We start from the raw sequence: 23,903 nt of genomic DNA, 5'->3' as shown, positions 1-23,903 counted from the left end.
GCCCGTCGCCTGAACTCCTACCGCGCAACCATCAGCGGTATCGAACCACCGCGGTGACGGTAGATCGAACCAAACCGTGCATCGAGGCGCACCCACGATCTACTCGCCCGCACCCGAACCAGTTCCGACGCGTCGATCTGTTCGAGATCGATGTCCGCAGTCATCGCTTCGGATCCGGCGTGCGGAACGAATCCCATTGCGGTTAAGGCAAAAATAACTCGCATCGAGATCCCGACCGTGCCTGACGGACCACTGACTTCGAGCACGTCCTGATCGAGCAACGACGCCGGCGGGCCGTGGCTACTTCCATGCTCGAGCGCCAAGGCGTTGCCCCGCTGCGCCAGTTCGATCAGCACCCGGGCGGGTACGTCGTCCAGGTGCTCGAAGCCGTCCATCGGCGGCAACGCCCCACGCCACGCCGAATCCATGGCGAACCCCGGATCGATCAGCTCACCCGCTGCCTGCTCCACCGCAGAAAGCAACTGATCGCCGGCTGCCGAGGTGTCGTCAGGGTTGATGGTGCCCGCCACGGTTCGCGTAGCGAGAGCGTCGAAACCCGTTGACGCCCAGACGCTCAGGTGCGCATCGCCGCGTCGACGCATTCGGATGACCGCGGACTCGTCCAAACGCAAGGCGTGACCGATGAAGCCGGCCAAGTTCTTGCGCTCGGCCTCCTCGGGCACGGTCAGCACACGTTCATGCACGTTGCCAGCTCTCCAGGTACTCGCGCTCGGGCCCGCTGAGGCGACGCAGACGTTGAGTGTCGATATCGAAGGCCGCAATCTGAGTCGATGCCACGATGGACGGCGGGACACTGAGATCCGCGCCGCGCGGGCGAACCTCGTACGCGATCGTGAAGTCCACCGCGCGAACCTTTTCCACCCACATGAAGACATCGAGAGGTGAATCGTCATGCCGCAGTTGCCCGCGGTACCGCACATGCAGATCGGCAATCACAGCCCCGTCACGCAAAGTGACCGTCGGACGCGAGTCTTCGAACAACCAAGGAATCCGCGCCTCTTCGAGCAACGTCACCATCCGTGCGTGGTTGATGTGCTGGAAGGCATCCATGTCGGACCACCGAACCACAACTTCGGCGTGGAATCCTTCGCTCAACGTCCTACCTCCGATCGGGTGCCCATGCTGCGCACCATGCTGCGAACCTGACGCGCCGCCACCGAGAGCGTCGCGAGGTCAAGCGTCCCAGACTCGAAGATCTCGACGAGCGCTGCCCTCGCCCGGCTCAGCCGCGAGGCGTTGGTCGATTCCCATTCGTCGATCTTTTCCTGCGGTGACTCCCCCGGCTCTCCGCCGGCCAGAACCTCCATCGTCAGCTGCCGAAGCGAACTGTAGAGGTCGTCTCGCAACGCGAGCCGCGCGAGCGAGTGCCAGCGATCGCCGCGCTCGAGTCCCGAAACGGCGCTCAGCAACCAGTCGATTCCCAGATGCGCATCCAAGGCGTAGTACAGCTCCGCAACTTCGGTGATGTCGTGATCTGCGATGTCGGCGATATCCGCGATGTCCAGTAGGCAGTAGACGTCGAGCAGCCGGAACACGTCCAGCGCCAACGCTTCCGGAGCCCCACGGTCGATCACGGATTGAGCCCGCACCAGCAGATCGTCGAGCTGATGGCCGGCAAGCAGTCCGGGAACCAGAGGTGCTGTCGCCCGATACGCCGCCGAGTAGCGCGCTACCTCGGCGCCGACGGCGATCGGCTGGGGCCGATTGGCCAGGAACCACCGTGACGCGCGGTCGAGCAAGCGGCAGGACTCCACGATCAGTTCGTTTTCGATCTCCGCACTGACGCCGGCCGAGCGGATTCGCGACCACACCTCGTCCAGCGCAAAGACCTCTCGCACAGCGGCGTAGGCACGGATCGAGTCCGTACTGCTCGCTCCGGTCTCCTCGGCCAAGCGGTAGGCGTAGGTGATTCCGCCGTTGTCGATCACTTCGTTGACGAGCATCGTCGCGACGATCTGCCGCCGCAATGGGTGTGCTTTGATCTCCGTTTCGAACCGATCACGAACAGCGGTCGGGAAGTACTGCGGGATCTGCTGGGCGAAGAAATCGTTGTCCGGCAACTCGGTTGCGAGCAGATCGTCCTTGAGTGAAAGCTTGACGTGCGCCGTCAACGTCGCCAATTCCGGCGATGTCAGACCCACACCGGACTCGAGTCGACGCTCGATCTCCTTGTCGGTCGGCAACGCCTCCAGCTTGCGGTCCAGGCCACGTGCCTTGGTCAGATCCGTCAACTGACGGCGGTGAACACCGAGCATCTGCGACGCGGTCACGCGGGAGATTCCGAGCAGCGCATTCTGGGCGATGTTGTCCGCCAACACCAGCGCAGCCACGTCGTCGGTCATCGACGCCAGCAACGGATTCCGTTCCTGCGTCGGCAGCAACTGTGAGCGCACGAGCGAATCGAGAAGAATCTTGATGTTCACTTCGTGATCGGAGCAGTCGACGCCTGCCGAGTTGTCGATGGCGTCGGTGTTGATGTGACCACCGTTGGCGCTGAACTCGATTCGTCCCAGAGCAGTCACGCCGAGGTTGCCGCCCTCACCGATCACCTTGACTCGTAGGTCTTGACCGTCGACTCGCACCGCGTCGTTGCTCTTGTCTCCGACCTGCGCGTTAGTCTCGGTCGAAGCCTTCACGTATGTACCGATTCCGCCGTTCCACAGCAGATCCACCGGCGCCGACAGAATCGCCTGCATCAACTCCGGCGGCGACAGCTTCGTGACACCCTCGGCGAGACCCAGTGCAATCCGGACGCTTTCGGCGATCGGAACCGACTTGACCGTGCGATCCCAGACTCCGCCGCCTTCACTGATCAGGCTGGTGTCATAGTCGGCCCACGACGACCGAGGCAACTCGAAGAGCCGTTGACGTTCCACGAACGAACTCGCTGCGTCCGGGTTCGGGTCGAGGAAAATATGTCGATGGTCGAACGCGCCCACCAGTCGGATGTGCCGACTGAGGAGCATTCCGTTGCCGAACACGTCACCGCTCATATCGCCGACGCCTACCGTCGTGAAATCCTCGGTCTGCGTGTCGACACCGAGTTCGCGGAAGTGCCGCTTGACGCTTTCCCAGGCGCCGCGAGCGGTGATACCCATGCCCTTGTGGTCGTATCCCACGGAGCCGCCGGAGGCAAACGCGTCTCCGAGCCAGAAGTCGTACTTGGCGGCAACCGAATTCGCGAGATCGGAGAACGTCGCCGTGCCCTTGTCTGCGGCGACCACCAGATAGCGATCCTGATCGTCCTTGCGCACCACGCGATCCGGCGTCACAACTTCGCCGGTGTCTGCGTGCACATTGTCGGTGATGTCGAGCAATCCGGAGATGAACGTGGTGTAGCAGGCCTTGCCGGTTTCCAGCGTCGCCGTTCGATCAGCGGCTGGATCACCCGTCGGCAGAGGCGGATTCTTCACGACGAAGCCGCCCTTGGCGCCGACCGGGACGATCACCGCGTTCTTGACGGCCTGAGCCTTCACCAAGCCGAGCACCTCGGTGCGGAAATCCTCGCGCCGGTCGGACCAGCGGAGTCCGCCGCGCGCGACTGCGCCGAATCGTAGGTGGACGCCTTCAACCTCGGGTGAGTACACGTAGATCTCGAAAGCCGGCCGCGGCTTGGGCAACTCGCTGATCCTCGAGGGATCGAGCTTGACCGACAGGTAGTCGCGAGAGCGGCCGTCGGCGTCGACGACGTAGAAATTGGTACGCAAGGTCGCCTTGACCAAGGAGAACATTCCACGCAGAATGCGATCGGCATCCAAGCTGAGTACCTCGTCGATGGACGCACGCAACTGCTCGTCCAATTCGGCGACGCGGATGTCGTCCTGCTTCTCGGGGTCGAACATCGCCTCGAACAACTGCACCAATGCAAACGCGGTCTGCGGGTGTGTAAGCGCGATTCCTTCGATGTGGAACTGACTGTACGGAAATGTGGCCTGGCGCAAATACTTTGCGTAAGCACGCAGCACCACTGCTTGCCGCCAGGACATTCCGGCCCGCAGCACCAGCTCGTTGAATCGGTCCGCCTCTGCCCGGCCGAACCAGACTGCACCGAATGCAGCCGTGAATCGCTTCTGGACCTCGGTCAGCGGGGCGGTACTGGTCTCGAGTGGCACCTGCGCATCGAGGTCGATCTCGACCGACGCCCGAAGATCCGCCGGTACCGACAATCCGAAATCGTAGATCCAGCACTGAACGCCGTCGAGTCGCTGCACGACGTGCGGCCGCTCGTCGAGAACTTCGACGCCGAGTGACTGCAGCACCGGTAGCACCTGACTCAACGAGATACCGTCGCCGCCGACGAAGAGCGTGAAGCGCCAGGCACCGGGCGCGGAGTCCACGGCGCGATAGAGCAGTACGTCGATCGCGCCCGGTGCCAACGCCTCGAGCCTGGCGATGTCGGCCAACGCGCGTGACGGTTCGAAGTCCTCCTTGTATCCATCGGGTAGTACCCGCGAATACCGTTGCACCAGTTCCGGATCCACACCCGGAATGTCGCGAACAAGGTCGTTGATGCGGTCGTCCCAGCTACGACTGACTTCGGTCAGCAGGCCCTGAACTCGCTCGCGGTTGGCCTCGGAGACATCCAGATGAACCGGCTCACTGTCCGGGTCGCGCCGGATCGTCACGTGCAACAGTGCAAGATCGTTCTCGGTAACGCGGGCGGTGTAATCGACTGTACCTGGGCCGAATTCGCGCCACAACAGGTTTTGCATCGCCAGTCGCACCCGCGTCGTATACCGGTCGCGAGGCAGATACACCAGGCAGGATACGAAGCGGCCGAACGTGTCCTCACGAACGAAGAGTCGCACCTGGCGGCGGAGCCCGATGCTGTGCACGGCGTGCACGGTCTCGAACAGGGTCTCTGCATCGCTCGAGAACAACTCGGTGCGCGGGAAGGACTGGATGACCTCGAGCATCGCCTGCCCGGAGTACGAATGCAGGTCGACACCGGCACGCGCGATGACTTCGCGGACGCGGCGCTCGATCAGGGGAATCGCGAGCACGTTCTCGTGGAGTGCGACCACGGTGAACACTCCCAGGAATCTGTGCTCCCCCACGATGTTTCCGTTGTCGTCGAGGATCGAGACGCCCACGAAGTACGGGTAGACAGCGCGGTGCACCGTGGCGGGGAACGATCCCTGTGTCAGGACCAGAAGCGGTCGATCCGGGAGATCTGCGACGGGAGGCAAGCTCATCGGGCCTTCGGTGATCGCGTCGGAACGCAGCACGCCGAGTCCGCTGCCGGCGACCGTGCGTGAGCCGTCCTTCGTGCCCTCGAATCGCCGGTATCCGAGTACGGCGTAGTTCCCGTCCGCCATCCACCGGAGCAGTCGAGCGGTATCGAAGAATTCTTCGGGGGTGATCCTCCCGGAGGCAATTTCTGCAGCACTCTCCAACTCGTCGGCAACGCGCAGTTGCAGTGCCTTCATATCCGGGGTGTCACCAACGACCTGACGGACGTCCGCGAGCACTTTGCCGAGGTGGGCTTCGATCGCGTCGAGCGCGGAATCCTCGACTTCGAAATCCAACTGGACGTGCATCCAGGATTCTTGGATACCACTGTCGCCCAAGGAAATCAGATTGCCCGTGTCGTCGCGTTCGACCGTCAGAATCGGGTGGGCGAATTGACTGATTCCCACACCTTGTCGGTTGAGCATCGCGGTGACGGACTCGACGAGCAACGACATGTCGTCGGTGACGATCTGGACGGCAGCGCCGAGACCCTCGGATCCTGACGGGCGGTACACACGCCATACGGCCGTGCCTGGCGTCCGCTGCCTCCCGAGCGCGAGATGTGCGAGCAGGACTCGATCCGATCGACCGTTGATGACGTCGTCGCTGTCACCCTCGTCGATGTGCGTGAAAAAGGCCTCGCGAAGACGCGTCAACAACGTCGCTTCGTCGAGGCCTGTGCCCTGCTGCCGTACACGGTCTGTCATTCCTGGCTCACATCCTTGTGGGTTCTGATCGCCGCGACCAATCTCTGACTCGAGACTAGCCGCGGCAACCAGTACCTAGGGTGAACTGAGAAACGAAATCTACGATGTCGTCATCTGAACAAGCGATGCTTCGAGCACCGCACGTTCGCTGTCTGCCAGCGGTCTGGACTTTTCGGACACGGTGTCGAATCCGACCATCAACGCGTCGCCGAAGGCGCATTCGACACCCGCGTTGTCACGGATGACGTGCCGAACCGTGAACGAGGAAGTCCCGACGTGAGTCGTGAAGATCTCCACGTTCAAGGGACCGGAACGATCGGTGACCGGCTTGAGGAACTCGATGGTCATCTTTCGAACCACGAGGTATCCCGGCCGGCCGCCGAGCGGCGCCAGTTTCGCTTCCAGGAACTGGATGCGAGCTTCCTGCATGTACTCGACGTATCGCGTGTTGTTGACGTGACCCAACCGGTCGGAATCGCCCCACCGGACCTGGATCTGCGCTGTGTATACGTCGGACACCGGATCAGTCCCTGGTGAGCTTGCGGTGAGTGACGCGGTGCGGGCGGGCGGCGTCGGGGCCGAGTCGCTCGACCTTGTTCGCCTCGTAGCCCTCGAAGTTGCCTTCGTACCAGTACCAAGCAGCCTCGTTGTCGCCGAAGCCACCTTCCCACGCGAGGATGTGGGTACAGGTGCGGTCCAGGAACCAGCGATCGTGCGAGATCACGACGGCGCAGCCGGGGAACTCTTCGAGAGCGTTCTCCAGCGAGCCGAGGGTTTCGACGTCGAGGTCGTTGGTGGGCTCATCGAGCAGGATCAGGTTGCCGCCCTGCTTGAGCGTCATCGCTAGGTTCAGGCGGTTGCGCTCACCACCGGAGAGAACGCCGGCCGGCTTCTGCTGATCGTGGCCCTTGAAACCGAACGAGCTGATGTACGCGCGCGACGGGAACTCGGTCTGGCCGACGACGATGAAATCGAGCCCGTCGGACACGGTCTCCCAGACCGTCTTCTTGGGGTCGATGCCGGAACGGTTCTGGTCGACGTAGCTCAGCTTGACCGTCTGACCGATCTTGACCTCACCGGCATCAGGCTCCTCGAGACCGACGATGGTCTTGAACAGCGTCGTCTTACCGACACCGTTGGGGCCGATGACGCCGACAATTCCGTTGCGCGGCAACGTGAACGAGAGGTCCTTGATCAGAACGCGACCGTCGAAGCCCTTGTCGAGGTTCGAGACCTCCACGACCACGTCACCCAGACGCGGCGGTGCCGGGATCTGGATCTCGTCGAAGTCGAGCTTGCGGGTCTTCTCGGCTTCGTTCGCCATTTCTTCATAGCGATCGAGACGAGCCTTGTTCTTGGCCTGACGGGCCTTGGCGCCGGAACGAACCCAGGCGAGTTCGTCCTTGAGACGCTTCTGCAGCTTCTGATCCTTCTTGCCTGCAACTTCGAGGCGTGCAGCCTTCTGCTCCAGGTAGGTGGAGTAGTTGCCCTCGTACGGGTACAGGCGTCCGCGGTCGACTTCACAGATCCATTGCGCGACGTGATCGAGGAAGTAACGATCGTGGGTCACGGCGAGGATTGCGCCGGGGTAAGCAGCGAGGTGCTGCTCGAGCCACAGAACCGATTCTGCGTCGAGGTGGTTGGTGGGCTCATCGAGGAGCAGGAGATCGGGCTTGCTCAGCAGCAGCTTGCAGAGTGCAACGCGTCGCTTCTCACCACCGGAGAGATGGGTGACCATCTCTTCCGGCGGGGGGCAGCGCAGGGCATCCATAGCCTGCTCGAGCTGCGAGTCGATCTCCCACGCGTCTGCGTGATCGAGCTTCTCCTGCAGTTCGCCCATCTCTTCCATGAGCTCGTCGGAGTAATCCGTGGCCATCAGCTCGGCGATCTCGTTGTACCGCTTGAGCTGGACCATCGTCTCACCGAGGCCGTCCTCGACGTTCTCGCGAACGGTCTTGGTCTCGTCGAGCTCCGGCTCCTGCATGAGGATGCCGACGGTCGCGCCCGGAGCCAGGAATGCCTCGCCGTTGCCCGGCTGGTCCAGTCCGGCCATGATCTTGAGGATGCTGGATTTACCAGCGCCGTTCGGTCCGACGACACCGATCTTCGCGCCGGGGTAAAAGCTCATCGTGACGTCATCGAGGATGACCTTGTCACCGTGCGCCTTGCGCACCTTCTTCATCGTGTAAATGAACTCAGCCATGGCCGCCAGCCTATCGGTGTTTGTCCTATAACCCACATTGCGCGTTGGCGCTCACACCGATGCGGGTTCTGCGGACAGTCCGAGGTCATCGACCAGATTCGTCGACATGCTTCTCGACCCCCATCAAAACCGCGATTGGGCGACTTCCGAGTGCCCCGCGGACGGCTCAGATCATTGCCCGGTGGATGCCCTTTGGTTCGCCGCCAAGCTGCGAGAGCGTCGACGAATGGAAAATCGAACCGGGTACGTGGATCGCATGCGCCAAACCGGCATGCGCATCACGCCAGAACCGCTGCATCGGCGTGTTCAACTGCAAAGCGCCACCACCGGAACGAGCAAAGATCTCATCCACCGCCCGCACCGCCCGCCACGCAGCAGCAGTCTGCGTACGCCGACCGATCGCACGAAGCTCGAACGAAACCTCCTGCCCCTTCTCGGTCATGTCCCAGAAACGATCCACCGTCTCCAAGATCGCAGCCCGAGAAGCAGCGATCTCGGCCGCCGCCTCACCGATCGCGAACAGCACGTACGGATCTTCCTTGATCGGAACACCACTGACCGTCACACGCTCACGCTGCGCAGCCATGTTGCACGCCAACGCACCTTCGGCGATACCGATCAACGACGAGGTAATACCCAGCGGGAAAATGCACGAGAACGGGAACTTGTACAACGTCTCCGTACGGCCCGCTTCCTTCCACGCCGTCCCGTCGAACACCTTTCCGGCGTCGATCGTGCGGTAGGTGGGCAAGAACGCGTCCTTGACGATCAGGTCCTTCGACCCGGTTCCGCGCAGACCCACGACATTCCAGCTGTCCTGGTCGATGTCGTAATCGGAGCGCGGCAGCAGTACGTGCAGAATCTTCGGGGGCATCAACGGCTTACCGGACTCGTCACCGACCATCGCGCCGATCATGATCCAGTCACAATGATCGGTACCCGAGGAGAACGACCAGCGACCATTGAGGATGTAGCCACCCTCGACCGGCCTCGCCACGCCCATCGGCGCATACGGTGACGCCATCCACGTATCGGGATCGGTTCCCCACACCTCTTCCTGAGCCTTGCGGTCGAAGAACGCAAGCTCCCACGGATGAACACCGACGATGCCGCTGACCCAGCCGGTGGCACCGTCCATCGCGCCGATAGCCATTGCCGTCTCGGCGAATTCACGCGGATGCGCCTCGAGGCCTCCGAACTCCTTCGGCTGGAACATCCGGATGACGCCGGAGTCGCGCAGGCGCTTCGCGCTGCCGTCCGTCAAGCGCATCAGCTTGTCGCCCTCGACTCCGTCGGCGCGGATCTCGTCGGCGAACTGTGAGATGTTGTCCAGAACCTGACCCATGATTTTTCCGCCTCCACTGATAGTCGACCCACGACCATTAAAGTAGAACACGTTCTAGAAATTTGCGGAAGTGAAATGGCCGATATTTCTTGCACTCACACGGTCTGCAGTTCCGACGGGAGTTCGACTGCGTCATTACCCGAGGCCGCAAGCAGCTGTGCGTACCGCCCGCCTTGTTGCACCAGTTCGTCGTGAGTGCCCTTTTCCACAACCACGCCCCGGTCGAGGACCGCAATGAGGTCCGCATCTCGAACCGTGGAAAGCCTGTGCGCTACAACAAGAGTGGTGCGTCCGACCATCAGCTCGTCGAGCGCGTCCTGCAACGCACGTTCGGTGCGATTGTCCAGGGCGCTCGTCGCCTCGTCGAGGACGAGGATCGGCGGATTCCGCAGAACTGTGCGCGCGATCGCGATGCGCTGTTTCTCACCGCCGGAGAATCGGTAGCCGCGCTCGCCGACCATGGTGTCGTACCCGTCGTCGAGACCGGAAATGAACTCGTGAATCTGAGCGATGCGCGCTGCCAGCTCGATCTCGGCGTCGGTGGCGTCGGGTTTCGCGAACCGCAGGTTCTCACGAATCGTCGTGTGGAAGAGGTATGTCTCCTGCGACACCACGCCCACCAGGTCGGAGACCGTCGCCAGATCGAGGTCCCGCAGATCGACGTCGTCGATTCTCACCGATCCCGCAGTCGGGTCGTACAGACGTGCGGCCAAGTATCCGAGAGTGGTCTTGCCCGAACCGGTGGAGCCGACCAGCGCCAAGGTTCCGCCGGCTGGGACCGTGAGGTCGATGTTGTCGAGAGTCTTGCTGTCGGTTCCTGGATACGAGAAGTCGACGTGGTCGAACCGAAGTTCGCCGGACATCTTGGTGCGATCGAAGCTCTTCGGCTCTTCCGGATCCGCGATGTCGATCGGCAGATCCAGGTACTCGAACACGCGACTGAACAGTGCCATCGAGCTCTGCACCTCGACACCCGTGTTGAGCAGCATCATGGTGGGTCGGAACAATTGTGTTTGCAGTGTGGTGAATGCGACGAGGGTGCCGACGGTGATGGTATTGCCGTGATCGAGAGTGAAACCGGCAAACCAGTAGACCAGTGCGGGCATGGCCGCGAAGGTGATCGACATGGTCGCCATGCGCCACTTGCCGGCCATCATGGCCCGGAGTTCGACGTCCGCGACTTCCACTGAACGCTCGGTGAATCGATCCGTCAGAGCCGACTTCGCGCCGGTCGTCTTGCCGAGGAGAATGCCGCTGACGGAGAGAGATTCCTCAACCTGGACCGACAAATCACTGAGCAGCTTCTGCCGCTTGCCCGAGATCTTGCGACGCTCGTCACCGATCTTGCGTGCGATACGGATGAACACCGGCAAGATCGCCAGCGAGAAGATGGCGAGTCGCCAATCCAGAAGGAACAGAGCAACAATCGTGGCCGCTACTGTCGTAGCATTCTGCGCGATGGACGTTGCCGTGTTGGTGACCACCGACTGCATACCGCCGATGTCGTTGGCAATGCGCGACTGAACTTCGCCGGTTCGGGTTCGAGCGAAGAATCCGAGGGACTGATTCTGCAGGTGCGAGTAGACCCGCACGCGCAGTTGGTGCATCAGTTTCTGGCCGATGCTGTTGGACATCCAGGTTTGCGCCACGCCGAGACAGCTCGTGATCACGGCAATGGCGATCATGCCGATGGCCAGAACACTGACGAGTCCGAGGTTCTTGTCCGGGATCGCCTTGTCGAGCATTTCGCGTAGGAGCAGCGGACTGCCCAACGCGACGATCGCGCTGAGTGTGATGACCGCGGTGACGATGGCGATCTGAGTTCGGTACGGCGCGAACAGTCCGAGTACGCGCTTTGCCGGTACGGATTCCGCCGGAGCGATCTCGACAGCGGTTCGCTCGATGTTTCGCATGTGATCTGGTTTCACGTTTACCTCCTGGAGGCTTTCTCACCCTAGTTTCATATTGATGAGGTTACCTCACTATGAGGCTGACACCAATAACGCTAGACTGGCGCCATGCATTCCCGAGAGCGCGAACTCACCGACGTCGTGATGTCCGTGGCACGGCTCATCCGCCGACGCCAAGTGGCAGCGCTGGAACCATTCAGCCTCTCGCCGTCGCAAAGCCGAGCGCTGCGAGTGCTGACCCGAGTGGGCGAACCGGTTCGACTCGGTTTTCTTGCCGAGCGATTGCGCATAGTTCCGCGGTCGGCGACCGACGTCGTGGATTCCCTCGAAGATGCCGGATGGGTGCGCCGCACTCCCGACCCGAACGATCGGCGAGCAGTGCTGCTCGAGTTGACCGACGCCGGCGCTGCCCTGGCTGCGGACGTCGCGAAAGCTCAACGACGCGAATCCTCGGATGTGTTCGACGACCTCGACGAGTCGGAGCGAGCCACTCTCACAGAACTCCTCGAGCGAGTGGACGCGGGGCACGATTGCTCTCGGCCCCGCGACTGCCCGACACCCTCGGCCTGAGTCCTCACGCAGCGACGGTGTCGACTGCGTCCTCCGTGTTCTCCGTGTTCTCCGCTGACGTCGACTTGCTCTGACGCTCGATCTTCGAGATGCAACGAGCAAGGTCGGCGCCTACTGCCGTCGCCCGCAGTTCGAGATCGGAACGAGGCACACCCTCCTTGGTCGTGTACTCGTTGGTGCGCAACTCCCCCGCCACCATTACCGGATCACCCTTCATGATCGATGCGCCGACGCCGGTGACCAACCGTCGCCAGCAGCTGACTGTGAGATACAGGGTCGCTCCGTCCGTCCACTCTCCCGTCACCGCGTCTTTGCGGCGTGTGTTGCTCGCCATCCGAAAGCTCAGCACTTCTTCACCATTGGTGGTCTGCCGCTTCACCGGATTCGTGATGACGGTTCCGACAACGGTTGCATGCGTTTCGTACATATCCGATCCCCCTTCGAACTCCAGAACCCGCCAACTGCCACGGGGCCGATCATTGCGTCGGCAGCTTCGATTGTGGAACGGCAAAGGCGTAGAGCGAGAGATCGACTTCGACCTGTGTACAGGCGGGACAGCTGTGGAAAACAGCACTACCCGGACCGAATGGCCCGGGCAGTGTCGGAGCTAAGTGCTAGTGGTGGATTCGTCGGATTTCTTCTCGCTAGACGCCCCGTCGGCAGTGTCCTCGCCGGCAGTCTCCGCGTCAGCAGCCTCACGGGGTTTCCACCCTTCGCGGTCTCGCCTGGCCAATTCGGCGAACATCGCGTTGTGTGCGGCGAGGTCGGCGTCGTGGTCACGTTCAGCCGCACGGTCGGTTCGGCGCGCCGTCCTGCCGTCACTGCGCGACCACTGAACCAGAAGCGCGAGCATGACCACCATGAGCGGGATCTCGCCGGTCGCCCAGGCGATGCTGCCGCCCAACTGCTGATCGCCGATCAGGTCGTTGTTCCAGCCCAGGCCGAGCGAACGGAAGTACGCACCGCCCATTACGGCCGTGGTGCTCATCAATGCCACACCGAAGAAAGCATGGAACGGAAGTGAGCCGAAGACCATTGCCAGCTTGGTCACCGGCTGCAATTGACGCGGTGACGGGTCGATTCCGATCGCCACCCAGTAGAAGAGATAGCCACTGAGGATGAAGTGCAGGTTCATCAGCAGGTGAGCGCTGTGCGAGTCGACCGTCGCACCGTAGATTCCGCCGAGGTACAGCGCGTAGAAACCGCCGACAAAGAGAACTGCCGCCACGATCGGGTGGGTGATGAAACGCGAGAACGGGCTGTGCAGCGCGGTCAGAATCCACTCGCGAATGCCTGGCACGCCGTCCTTGCCTGCCGGATCGAGGGCCCGCAGAGCTAAAGTGATCGGCGCACCCAGAACCAGCAGGACTGGGCCCAACATCGACAGCGCCATATGCGCGCCCATGTGAACGCTGAAGACTGCCGGCGCGTACTTGCCGACACCGGACGACGTAGCGATCAGGAGCACCGCGCAACCGCTCATCCAGGCGATGGTTCGGCCGACGGGCCAGGAATCTCCACGCTTGGCCAGCTTGCGCAGGCCGATGCCGTACAGAATCGCCGCAGCAACGGCGGCGGTGCCGAACATGAGGTCGAATCGCCAGTCCGTCACGAACGCCATGAACGACGGCGGGTCCGGAAGGTTGTAGCCGAGTTCGACCTCAGGGATCGAGGGAATCGAGAGCGGCGGGGGCGGCGGAGTACGACCGAGGCCGATCGCGAGACCGATGGTCGCGGCCATCACAATGCCTTCAGCGCCGGCAAATCGAATCAGAGCAGAGCGGCTCTTCGGGTTCTCGGCCAATGCCGGCAGCGCCCGACTCCGTTGAGCCCAACCGAAGAACCCGAGGATGATCAGTGCAACGGTTTTGGCGACGATCAGTCGTCCGTACGTCGTGGTGAATACGTCGTCGAGAGGCAGGCGGACGATCGCATTGATCACGCCACTGAATCCCATGACGACGAAGCAGATGGATGCGACCGTCGAAAAGCGTCGGGCTGCTACGTCGGTGTAATCTCCGCGGCGCCTGGCGTGGGCCAGTAGCGCGAACAAGCCGCCGGCCCAGAGCGAAGCCGCCACGAGGTGCAGGATCAGGCTGTTGGTAGCGATGTCATGCGATCCGCCCGAAGACGAGTGACCGGTGAGAGCGAGCGGCATGAGGCCGAGGAGACCGACCAGCAGCAGGAGCGGAGTCCACCACCAGCGCAGTGTCAGCCGGGCCAGGATCGCGAGAACAACCGCGATGATTGCCGTCCAGCGCCAGGCGCCGGCGATCTCGACCTGATCGAGTCCCGACCAGAGGTTTGCCGGTTTGATGGCTTCGGCAAACGGCTGACCCGACGTGTCTGAGAGCGTCAGAGGCACCATCATGAACGAACAGATTGCCCACACGATCGCGGCGTGCGATGCGGTTCGGACTGCTCGATAGCCGTCGACGTCGAGGACGCCCGACTTCTGCGGTGGCACGAAGAACGCGGCCAGCAGCAGTGACCCGATCGCGATGACCGCGGCGATTTCCCCCAATGCGCGCATCGCGGGCAGGCCGTATGTGGTGATCGGCCCTGGATCCGGGATACCCAGAAGAGTCAATGCCTGCGACGCGGAGAATCCCACCACAACGGCTGCGGTGAGCCCTGCGATGAGTCCACTGACCACGAATATGGCAGTCGAAGAAGCGGGTGCACCGCTGTGCGGAGTGGACTCCGGTGGGGAATCTGTCGGCGCGAGGTCGGGTGTAGCCATACCTCAAGGGTAGGACCTTCGCGAACCGACTACGACAATGCGTCGGAGTTGGGCGGCGCGCGTCACATCCCGAACCCTCGAGTATGATGTTCCACGCGCCTCCGTAGCTCAGGGGATAGAGCAAGAGCCTTCTAATCTCTTGGTCGCAGGTTCGAATCCTGCCGGGGGCACCAAAGTAGCCAATTTCAAACCTACGACACGAGTCGTAGGTTTTTCGTTTTCGCTTTCGTCCGTTGCGGACGGGGCAGATTCGGGCGCCGCGTCGACGACATCCACTTCGTTATCTACTGCTGCCACTTGGGCGTGACGTCGCGCTGCTATCGCCGCTTCGGCTCCGAGTAGCGTCCGGAACGGTTCAGCCAACTCGACACGAACCGTATCCTCGTCGACCAATATTTTGACGAAAACGCCTGATTGAAGAGTCGCCGCACCTGTAAGCATCCCGGCACAGTACCGGCATGTCGATAACCGACCGAGCAGTTGACGGCGTAGTCAATGGCTCGTCGTAGAGACGCGTCAAACGCGTCGAACTGCAGGGCCGACGCGACGAGGCGTTGCTCGATTCCAGCAAGACCACGCGCGATCCGATCCTGCTCTTGCTTCAGAAGATCGACGGGCACGGCCCCCGCGTAGTGAGCCTGCAGAAGTCGCATTCGCTCATTTTCCAAGCGCTCCTTCTGAGTGCCCAGCGTGCGCCGCTCGGCGTCTGCCGCTTGTCGGAATGCCTGCACATCATCGCGCACCATGGCTTCGATTTGATCCGCAAGTCTCCGGTCCAACTGCACGGTACGGTAGTGATCCTCGACCAATTCCTCGACGACCCGAATGAGGACAGCTTTCTGTTGGCAGTTGTTGGTCTTCTGACGCCGCCCGGCCCGAATAGGTTTCCGCCTGCAGCATCAGGTGACTTTCCGCGCCTGATCATTGCGGCTTTGAGGCCGACCTCCGCACGTGGTGTGACGACTCCACCTCCAGTCGAGGCAGCGCCTGCTCGACGGTGGGGTCGTCAAGAAGATCGGTGACGACCTCCGAATACTGGTGTCGGCACCCACTACCGCCAACTCGTAGTGTGTCGACCGGTGCCGACAGCTTTTCGTTTGCCGAGAAATTGGACGTTGTACTGGATCGCGTCGTACGCCGCTGCGCGATCCTTGTCGTCTCCTAACAGCAGCACCCGGGCCATGTATCCGAGAACGTCGCTGGTGCTGACTTCAGTCAACGGCACGTTCAGGTCACTCAGTTCGACCCCGAGCTCTGAGCCACGCTGCCGTGGTAGAGCGCCATCACGATAGGGTGCGGCGGCCGCAAGAAATAGAAGGAGCGGACTCGTGACAACAACCCCGATTGTCAAGCCTGGTCCAGCAATCCACCGCATCGTGTACCAACGAGGTTCGAACTTTCCTCCACCGCGAAGGTCAAGGAGTTGTGCTGCTAACGCAAACGCCGCTGTGATCCCAAGGAACCACAAACATGTGGTAAGCGGGGTCCTGATGCACGCCGCAAAGATGAGTGCGCCCCAGGTGATCGTGGCCGTGGATGAGCGAGTGACTAGTTCGCGCCCTGCTGCGTATGTGGCCGCCGCGATCGCGACCCAGAATAGGATTGGCCGGTCAACGAGCCATATTTGAGCAGTTTCCGGCCAGGCCGTGGTTATTCCAAGATCCGAGAGCAAATTGTGGAGCCACTCAAGTGGGGACGGAAGCTCATCGAGGGTTTGGCCGGTCAGAAAGGACATCCATATCCAAGCGGACGCAACCGCTGGCCCCAGCCAAGCGCCGATGTCAACAATGTTGACGCCTAGCGCATGCTGAATACTGTCCATCACGTTTCGGGACGCCTCAGACGGCTTAGATGTCACGATCAGGCTCCTTCGCCGATGTGTAATTCATAAAGTACGGGAGCCTGATTGGCCCTGGTGATCGCGAAGGGCGGCGACCGAGCCAGAAGATGGCAATAGCGCTATGTCGCGCGACCAAGATTACGAAAAGGACACCGGGGCGTCAGGCCTGGGCTGATTCGCGCAGTCTCGCAGGCGAGGGGCTATCGTTCCCCGAGTTCTCGGGCGTGGAATCATGCATGGTTGAGGGTTGTTTCTGGACTGCGTGTATTCGGCTTTGCAGTTTGCGCCAAAAGGAATCGGGCAAGAAAATCATCTCTGTACCAATCATTACAAGTGCAAATACTGGGAGGCCCATAAAGATTCCAATTCCAGCATGCATTCCCACCAACACTGCGATAGTGGGGACCTTCAGGTGTCGATTAAATATCAGGAATGGAAAGAAGACTTGAACCAGTACCGTCATGTATGACGCTGTAGTTGTCAAATATCCGTTTCCGATAATTAGATCCGACAACGCGGGCCACGTGGAAAATTCTGCGGTCCGCAGTATGTAGTAGACCGCGGTTCCGTCCTGCCATAAAGTGCCTTGAACTTTGGCCAATCCTGATGTGGTGTACAGGATGCACACCTGAACAAGTAAAGCCATCCATGCCAGATTTCCCAATATTACCGAAAATGACTCAAATTTCGAGAGAGAGCCATTTTTCCTTTCGGGGTTTCCATTGGCGGTCCGGCGCGACTTCAGTAGGTTATCGACCGACATCCAATCTGCTGTTTTTGCAAAACAGAGTAGAAGTAGCACGATGGCCATTAGGTTGTCGCCGCCATCGGAGATGAAGGGGTTGCGTGCGGTGAGCGACCAGCAAAGCAAAAAGAGCAAGATCGTAGAAATGCGGGTTCTGAAGCCAATCATAAAGCTGAAACCAACGACCGCAGAGAGGATCAGAAGGAATATGACCCAGGAATCGGAATTGAAAGCCATAAATAAATTCAAGCTCCGGGCGCGATTCTGATCCGTTACCATTTCGTGAAATGAGTAGATCGAGTCGCTGCCCCACAATGTCTTCCACTGAGGTGCATTGCTTGCAAGAATAATCAGAAAGCACACCCCGTATGCTATTCGGAGCAGAGACATCCCTATTGCAGGGTACCTGCGCACCGAAAGCCAACTGGTCAGTGCATCAATCGCCGCAGTGGGAGACATCTTCAACACTCTAAGCCTCTTTCCACCAGGGTAGGGTGCGGAAGTCAAATTTCTCCGACTCTGGTAAGTTCTTTTCTTCAAATCTCGGGTAAATGTAATTTACGAGACGGAGCTGAACAGCCCGGCTGCCGTCGATCGGATTGGACGCAGTTTTCTGATAGAAGTGCTTTACGGCTTCAATCATCATTTGGCGTGCGCGGAGATAGGCACTCTTTGTTTCTTCAGGGGTTTCATTACTCGCCATTACCTCGTTGACGAGCCTTTCCCGATCGACCAGCCGACTCCCGAAGTCCCGGGCATCGGCATGGAAGGAGACTACACTGTCCTCAGCCGAGAGGAAATTGTCCAGTGACGAAGTGAGCATTCGATACTCCCGTGGTGGGATTATCTTTTCCTTCGTAGATGCGAGCCCTGGCGTTGTCACATCAACGAAGGGCTGTGATTCATCACCTTCAGGGAGATCTGAAAATCGCACCAGGATGCCGATATCAGAACTCGGCGGATCTGGTGCGAACAGGCTCCAGTTCTGAGTTAGCCATGGGTCCATGTATTTGACAACAGAATTTGCTTTCTCACGCAGAGGTCCCTGCGGAATGTTGTAAAGAAAAGTCCCCATGGAAAACACAGTAAGCAGAAAAACGCCGCAGAGTGCGACGATCGCGTGTCCCTTCTTCATTTCTTCGGAGAAATTCCGATGAATGATAGTAATCGGTCGAGAATTGAAGTTGTGGAGATTTCTCCATCAACCCATTGATCGATTGGAGCCTTCTTTGGCGTCTCATCATTTTCGTGCGACGGGTTCGTGTTCGACTCATCATTGGGCATGGTGGTTCCTTTCGGATCTAAATAGAGTGAAAATTGAATGTAGCGCACGTTCTCGGTGTTGGCAGTTTGAGATTTCGTGCGAAGCTGGGCTAGCTCGCCCTGAATCACTTCGCGGCAATTCAGGGCGAGCCTACAGCTAGTTCCAGATGCCAATTACTTTCTTGCCGACATTCTTGGCACCGTTGTAAGCGTCTTTGCCCAGCTCGGCGCCCGCCGAAGCGACCGCTGCGGCACCGCCCGCGACGGCGGCCCGCTTGCCCCATACCTTGGCTGCGGCCGGAACACCGACTCGGACCGCCGGTGCCGCCAGTGCCGCAGCGGGAACCGCGCGCGGTTCAATAGCGGCGTCACCTTGGAGATTCGGATTCGATGCTTCACCCAGAGCTCTTTCGAATCCAGTCAGCTTTGGGCTCGAAAGAGGTGCGCTGGCGACGTACTCCACCTTTTGGGGGGTGGTTTCGTTTGCGCTGGCGATCGGCACCGTGACCAGGCTCAAGGCCACCAGGCTCGTGCTGACAACGGCCACTCGGCGTGCTGCTTTCATATCAATCTCCTCATGTGGGGCGGTATGCCCTCTTGCTTGAATCTGGCAATCGTTATCGCTGTCGTCTTGTCTATATCGACAGCGCTTGAGCTACTCATCGCCTCCACCACTCACGAGTGACGGGTTGGTAAAAGTGAGCGCTCGCCGTCAGTTGCTTGTGGTGGCCTCCTTACAGGAAGCGTGAGCCTTGCGCAGGGTTCGAAGAGCCATTGATGCCTTTCGTTTTTCCGCGATTGGCGGGGATCGGGTGATCGCCTACGTAGATCGTCGGTGAGCCCGCACCTCTGTGGCTTATTCCGCAGCGACCGAGCCGTGTATCCTCGCAGCTAGATTCAATTTGTAGGATTTTCCGCACGCGGAGGGATTCAGTGCGGAATTCCAAACGAGGGGGCAGTTCGAGGTTGTGGGCGGGCGCGAGGTTTTTGCAACGAGGTTCAAGGCGCTCATTGAGTGCGCGGGTTCGCCAACTCTCCAGTCCGTAGCTACCCGCGCGACTGCTCGATATGCGCAAGCGCCAGGGTTTCGGCGAATTAGCGAATGGAAGCGGGGTTCACGCGTACCGCAGAGGTGGGAGCCGCTTGAAGCAGTCCTGATTGTTCTAATCACGCTTGCACGGGAGAGGCAAGAGCCGGATATCACAGGTCTTTACAGCTTGGCGGGCTGGAAAGAACTCTGGCGAGCTGCACAAGCTGATGTAGAACCTGTATCGGCCGAGCTACCAACGCCCGCGCCACGGCAATGCCCCTATCTGGGTCTTTCCCCATTTACTCGCTCAGACGGGCCGAGGTTCTTCGGTCGTGAGCGAAGCCTTCGTGATCTTGTGGCACGGCTATCCGACACGAACGCTCCGCCAGGACTGTTCGTGCTGTTTGCCCCATCAGGATCGGGAAAGTCCTCCTTGCTGCACGCTGGATTGGCGTACAGGGCCTCCACCTCTGGACTCGACTGTGGGTATGGACTCACGACTGATTGGGCAGTCGAATCGCTGATACCGACAAGCCATCCCAATAGTGCGTTGGATCGACTTTTCCCAGGACTTGGTGCGGAACCCGATCTGAACAGCGCGGATACTGCGCTTGGCGAGCATTTAATAGGACGTGAGTCCGGGTCGCTTCTGCTCATCGTCGATCAGTTCGAGCAGATTTTCACTGCATGTACAGATGCCGCGGAACGAGAGCTTTTCGTCCGCCGGCTACATCTGATTGCCCAAACGTCGACGCCTACCAGGCTGGTCCGGGTTGTAGTCGGACTCCGCGCCGACTTCATTCCGGAATGTTTGCACTACCCTCAGCTTCAGGACGCTCTCCAAAACCGGCAGTGCGTGTTGGCTCCGATGCTTCACGACGAACTCGTTGCCGCGATTGAAAAGCCCGCAGCAGCAGCCGGTGTGATCCTGGAAACCGGACTTCCTACACGGATAATTCAAGATCTCGACGCCGCCCGTTCCGATCGCGGACAGAGTCCGCTACCGCTGATGTCGCACGTTCTGGAGACCATGTGGGTTTCTGGCACGAAAGCAAAGAAGTTGACTGTCGCTAGGTACGAAGCAGCTGGTGCATTGGCTGGTTCAGTGGATGCCGCAGCTGAACGTGCATGGCTCCGGTTGACAGCGAGTGAGCGCAATGCCGCGCCGGCACTGCTCGTCCGTTTGGTTCAAGTGGGGAACGGAGCCAGAGATACTCGTCAGCTGGTTGCAAAAACCGAACTGTTGCTTGTGGGCGGGAGGGTCTATTTCGAACGCAATCAGCGAGTGATTGAAGCTCTGATCGAATCTAGGTTGTTAAATGTCTTTGACGACGGAACGATCACATTCGCGCATGAGGCTGTTATCTCTTCCTGGGGTCGGTTAAGTCAGTGGATTAACAATGATCGCGAAAGATCAATTCTGCGACAGAGTTTCGAAACTGCAGCGCGCGAATGGAGCAACCGAGGGTCTCCGGGCGAAGAATTGTGGCGCGGCGCTAGATTAGAAGATGTCAGGGAACTGGATTCCGAAACCCTCACAGAACCTGCGCAACAGTTCTTGCGTACCGCCGTCTGGCACCACCGTGCTGCCAGCGTTAAGCGGCGTATTGGCGTTGCGCTGGCATCTGCGCTCGTCCTGCTGCTCACATTTGTCACTATCCTGGCTGTAATCTCGCGAGCTGAATCCCAGAAGCTTGCTGCCGACGCTGAGTATCGCGCCGTATTATCGAACGCTGACCGCACACAACACACCGAACCATCGATCTCTTCTCAACTTGACTTGGTCGCTCGACAGCTGAGGCCAGAAGATCCTGCATCAACGTCGCGGATAATCGGGTCGCAGAACTCTGCGCTACCCACCCTCGCTGCAGGGCATACGAATGCTATCTATACAACTAGATTCAGGCCTGATGGAAAGGTGTTGGTGAGTGCGAGTGCAGATCACACCGCAATACTATGGGACGTATCGGAGCCGATGTCACCAAAGCGAATTGGGAACCCCATTGAGGGGCATTCGACCTTCCTGACGGCTGCGATATGGTCACCGGACGGCGATCTGCTCATCACCGCCAGCGGTGATGGAACCCTGAGGATCTGGGACGCTACCGACCCGGAACGTGTCTCTGCGATCGGATCATCCCTCAAACCAAGGGTAAACGCGAGCGCTGTCTATGAGCCTTCCGTCAGCCCAGATGGAAGAATACTGGCGGCACCTGTAGACGACGGCACGATCGCTCTCTGGGACATCAGCGACCCTCAACTCCCCCTAGAATTGCCGAGTCTCCGTGGACCGAGTTCATCGGTCCGCACAACCGCTTTCAGCCCCGTCGGCCGGATTTTGGCGGCTGGCAGCGACGATCGTTCTGTCTGGCTATGGGATCTTTCGAATCCGAATCAGCCAGTTCTCAAGTCGACTCCGTCGACTGGATTTCAAAGATCAGCGCACAGTGTCGCATTCAGCCCGGACGGAAGCAGACTCGCTGCAGCAAGTGATGATCGATCGATTCGACTGTGGAACGTCCTTGATCCTGGTCAACCCGTTGCGCTTGGCGACCCTATTACCGGGCATGCGGGGGCGCTTTGGTCCATTGCGTTCAGTCCGGACAGTTCGGAGATTCTGAGTGGCAGCTGGGACGGTACAGCGAGAATCTGGAGCTTGGCCGACCCCTCTAATCCTCGAACATTGGGCCAACCCCTCGCTGGAAACAACGGTGGCGTCATTACTGCCGCCTACTCGCCGGATGGTCGGACAGTTGCGACAGGAGGGCAAGATGGCATGCTTCGCCTTTGGAATCGTCCATCCTCGGTTATCGACGCCCACACCGATAGAGTGATGACGCCTCGCTTCAGTAAGGACGGATCCCGGATGGTTACGGGGAGTGTGGATGGGACGCTCCAAGTTTGGAATACGTCTTCCCCCCGGTGGCCGGTGAAACTCGGCAGGGCCAATGCTCCAAATCGCCAGATTGACAATCTGGCGATCACTCCGGACGGCCAAACTGTATATACCGCCGGGGGGAGTTCAAGGTCTGTCTATATCTGGGACATCTCGGATCCGGAAAAACCGGCTCTGTCGGGCGAGTTGTCCCTCGAAACGAGGTTCACCTACGCACTGGCGATTAGCCCCGATGGCTCGACCCTCATTACGGGTTCGGACGATACCTCTGTCAAACTTTGGGGCTTATCGAATCCACGCGCGCCTCATGCGATCAGTCAACGTGTGCCCATCGCTGGAGATCTAATTGCCGATGCCGAATTCTCACCGGACGGCCAAACTGTTGCAGTTGCGGCATCAGGGAGCAACGACGTCACGTTGCTTGACGTCAGAGACCCGTCAAACCCTGAAGCGCTCCCCTTACTCGTCGGCCACGAAAAGCAGTCCAGCACAGTGGACTTCAGTCCCGACGGGCGTCTACTTGCGAGTACTGGCGAAGATCGGACTGTCCGTTTATGGAATGTAGAAGACCCCGGCCATGCCGCACTTGTCTCAACACTGCGAGCCTCTTCCAGCACCCTTCGTGCCGTGTCTTTCTCGTCCACCGACAGCGCAATGCTCGCAACTGGCAGCGACGACGGCACGGTTCAACTCTGGAATATCAGCAGTCCACAAATTCCGATTCGACTCGGTGGATCAATCATTAACCTGGGTGCCTCTCGGTGGTACGTGTCGTTCCATCCAGATTCGGCCTTTCTCGCCGGAGGCGGGGAAGGGGGCGCAGTGCGACTCTGGGACTTGGACCCGGACGTACAAGCAAATCGGATATGCACCATTACTGCCCCGATCATGACCCATGAAGTGTGGGCCGAATATCTGCCAGAACTCCCTTACGATCCACCCTGCCGGTGACGGTGTAGGAAATTCGGAGGGATTACCAACTCTCACGGCTTGCAGCTCGTCGACCACTTTCTTCCGGATCTGTTCGGCTTCGTACTTGCCGAGTTGGAGGCGACGGTAAAAGTCGACTACGCCATCCTCGATGGCGCTCAGCCTCGTGAACTTACGAGGGCACGGGTTGTGAGCGTCTCGTCGGCCGATGCAAAAAAGTACTCGTAATGGAGTGTGTCAAGGTTCTTGGACAGCGACTCGGTGGTTTCAGGCAGCTGATGCTGCGTTTGGATACTCGGCGAGGGCTTCCGAGGGGGTGCGATAGCCCAGCGTCGAATGCAGACGTTGTCGGTTGTAGAACACCTCGATGTACTCGGCGACCGCGAACCGTGCCCGGCTCCGGGTGCCGAACGTTCGCCGGTAGTACATCTCGTTCTTCAGGGTCGCGAAGAACGACTCGGCCGCCGC

Annotated in this window: 17 protein-coding genes and 1 tRNA gene; 3 read left to right on the top strand and 15 right to left on the bottom strand. The window is 60.0% G+C overall.

Going from position 1 to position 23,903, the window contains the following annotated elements:
- Positions 1 to 17: 17 nt before the first annotated feature.
- The 7 genes from R4P65_RS08255 to R4P65_RS08225 form a co-directional block, all read right to left on the bottom strand.
- Entirely contained in the window at positions 18 to 704 is a 687-nt protein-coding gene (locus R4P65_RS08255) for a hypothetical protein (protein ID WP_317826155.1), read from the bottom strand.
- The gene (locus R4P65_RS08250; protein ID WP_003944573.1) at positions 697 to 1,116 is read right to left on the bottom strand and encodes an acyl-CoA thioesterase; all 420 of its coding nucleotides are present in this window, start codon (positions 1,114 to 1,116) and stop codon (positions 697 to 699) included. Before R4P65_RS08250 ends, R4P65_RS08255 begins: the two co-directional genes overlap by 8 nt.
- Positions 1,113 to 5,960, bottom strand: coding sequence for an NAD-glutamate dehydrogenase (locus R4P65_RS08245; protein ID WP_317826154.1), 4,848 nt, complete (start codon positions 5,958 to 5,960; stop codon positions 1,113 to 1,115). Before R4P65_RS08245 ends, R4P65_RS08250 begins: the two co-directional genes overlap by 4 nt.
- A 99-nt stretch (positions 5,961 to 6,059) precedes the next feature.
- Positions 6,060 to 6,479: an acyl-CoA thioesterase gene (locus R4P65_RS08240; RefSeq protein ID WP_019749099.1), complete on the bottom strand. Its 420-nt coding sequence runs from the start codon at positions 6,477 to 6,479 to the stop codon at positions 6,060 to 6,062.
- Between the two features lie 4 nt (positions 6,480 to 6,483).
- Complete coding sequence (ettA, locus tag R4P65_RS08235; RefSeq protein WP_007730925.1) at positions 6,484 to 8,163, bottom strand: energy-dependent translational throttle protein EttA; 1,680 nt, start codon at positions 8,161 to 8,163, stop codon at positions 6,484 to 6,486.
- Positions 8,164 to 8,329: 166 nt separating this feature from the next.
- A complete protein-coding gene (locus R4P65_RS08230) occupies positions 8,330 to 9,508 on the bottom strand; it encodes an acyl-CoA dehydrogenase family protein (protein ID WP_317826153.1) in 1,179 nt (392 codons plus the stop codon).
- A gap of 95 nt (positions 9,509 to 9,603) precedes the next feature.
- On the bottom strand, positions 9,604 to 11,421 hold the full coding sequence (locus tag R4P65_RS08225; protein ID WP_317826477.1) for an ABC transporter ATP-binding protein: 1,818 nt from the start codon (positions 11,419 to 11,421) through the stop codon (positions 9,604 to 9,606).
- A 105-nt stretch (positions 11,422 to 11,526) separates the two neighbouring features.
- Between R4P65_RS08225 and R4P65_RS08220 the strand changes: the two genes are divergently transcribed.
- Positions 11,527 to 11,988: a MarR family winged helix-turn-helix transcriptional regulator gene (locus R4P65_RS08220; protein WP_230814024.1), complete on the top strand. Its 462-nt coding sequence runs from the start codon at positions 11,527 to 11,529 to the stop codon at positions 11,986 to 11,988.
- Between the two features lie 4 nt (positions 11,989 to 11,992).
- Here R4P65_RS08220 and ssb read toward each other — a convergent pair whose 3' ends face one another.
- A complete protein-coding gene (gene ssb / locus R4P65_RS08215; protein ID WP_230814026.1) occupies positions 11,993 to 12,415 on the bottom strand; it encodes a single-stranded DNA-binding protein in 423 nt (140 codons plus the stop codon).
- Positions 12,416 to 12,595: 180 nt separating this feature from the next.
- Positions 12,596 to 14,731, bottom strand: a complete 2,136-nt coding sequence (locus tag R4P65_RS08210) for a cytochrome c oxidase assembly protein (RefSeq protein WP_317826152.1) — start codon at positions 14,729 to 14,731, stop codon at positions 12,596 to 12,598.
- Positions 14,732 to 14,828: 97 nt separating this feature from the next.
- On the opposite strand from R4P65_RS08210, the gene R4P65_RS08205 reads away from it, so the two are divergent.
- Positions 14,829 to 14,904, top strand: a tRNA-Arg gene (locus R4P65_RS08205).
- 144 nt (positions 14,905 to 15,048) lie between these two features.
- Here R4P65_RS08205 and R4P65_RS08200 read toward each other — a convergent pair.
- The 5 genes from R4P65_RS08200 to R4P65_RS08180 form a co-directional block, all read right to left on the bottom strand.
- Positions 15,049 to 15,540 (bottom strand): hypothetical protein, encoded by a 492-nt coding sequence (locus R4P65_RS08200; protein ID WP_317826151.1) that lies wholly within the window; start codon positions 15,538 to 15,540, stop codon positions 15,049 to 15,051.
- A gap of 242 nt (positions 15,541 to 15,782) precedes the next feature.
- Complete coding sequence (locus R4P65_RS08195) at positions 15,783 to 15,956, bottom strand: hypothetical protein (RefSeq protein WP_317826150.1); 174 nt, start codon at positions 15,954 to 15,956, stop codon at positions 15,783 to 15,785.
- A gap of 775 nt (positions 15,957 to 16,731) precedes the next feature.
- The gene (locus tag R4P65_RS08190) at positions 16,732 to 17,775 is read right to left on the bottom strand and encodes an HTTM domain-containing protein (protein ID WP_317826149.1); all 1,044 of its coding nucleotides are present in this window, start codon (positions 17,773 to 17,775) and stop codon (positions 16,732 to 16,734) included.
- A gap of 10 nt (positions 17,776 to 17,785) precedes the next feature.
- Positions 17,786 to 18,451, bottom strand: a complete 666-nt coding sequence (locus R4P65_RS08185; RefSeq protein ID WP_317826148.1) for a DUF5819 family protein — start codon at positions 18,449 to 18,451, stop codon at positions 17,786 to 17,788.
- 285 nt (positions 18,452 to 18,736) lie between these two features.
- On the bottom strand, positions 18,737 to 19,144 hold the full coding sequence (locus R4P65_RS08180; RefSeq protein ID WP_317826147.1) for a hypothetical protein: 408 nt from the start codon (positions 19,142 to 19,144) through the stop codon (positions 18,737 to 18,739).
- Between the two features lie 403 nt (positions 19,145 to 19,547).
- Between R4P65_RS08180 and R4P65_RS08175 the strand changes: the two genes are divergently transcribed.
- Positions 19,548 to 23,456, top strand: coding sequence for a hypothetical protein (locus R4P65_RS08175; protein WP_411742524.1), 3,909 nt, complete (start codon positions 19,548 to 19,550; stop codon positions 23,454 to 23,456).
- Positions 23,457 to 23,702: 246 nt separating this feature from the next.
- Here R4P65_RS08175 and R4P65_RS08170 read toward each other — a convergent pair.
- Positions 23,703 to 23,903, bottom strand: a 201-nt coding sequence (locus tag R4P65_RS08170) for an IS3 family transposase (RefSeq protein WP_317826145.1), incomplete at its 5' end; no start/stop codon positions are given.

The organism is Rhodococcus sp. IEGM 1318 (genome assembly GCF_033142465.1).
In the GTDB taxonomy this organism is placed as follows: Bacteria; Actinomycetota; Actinomycetes; order Mycobacteriales; family Mycobacteriaceae; genus Rhodococcus_F; species Rhodococcus_F qingshengii_B.
This window is presented reverse-complemented; position numbering and strand designations above follow the sequence as displayed.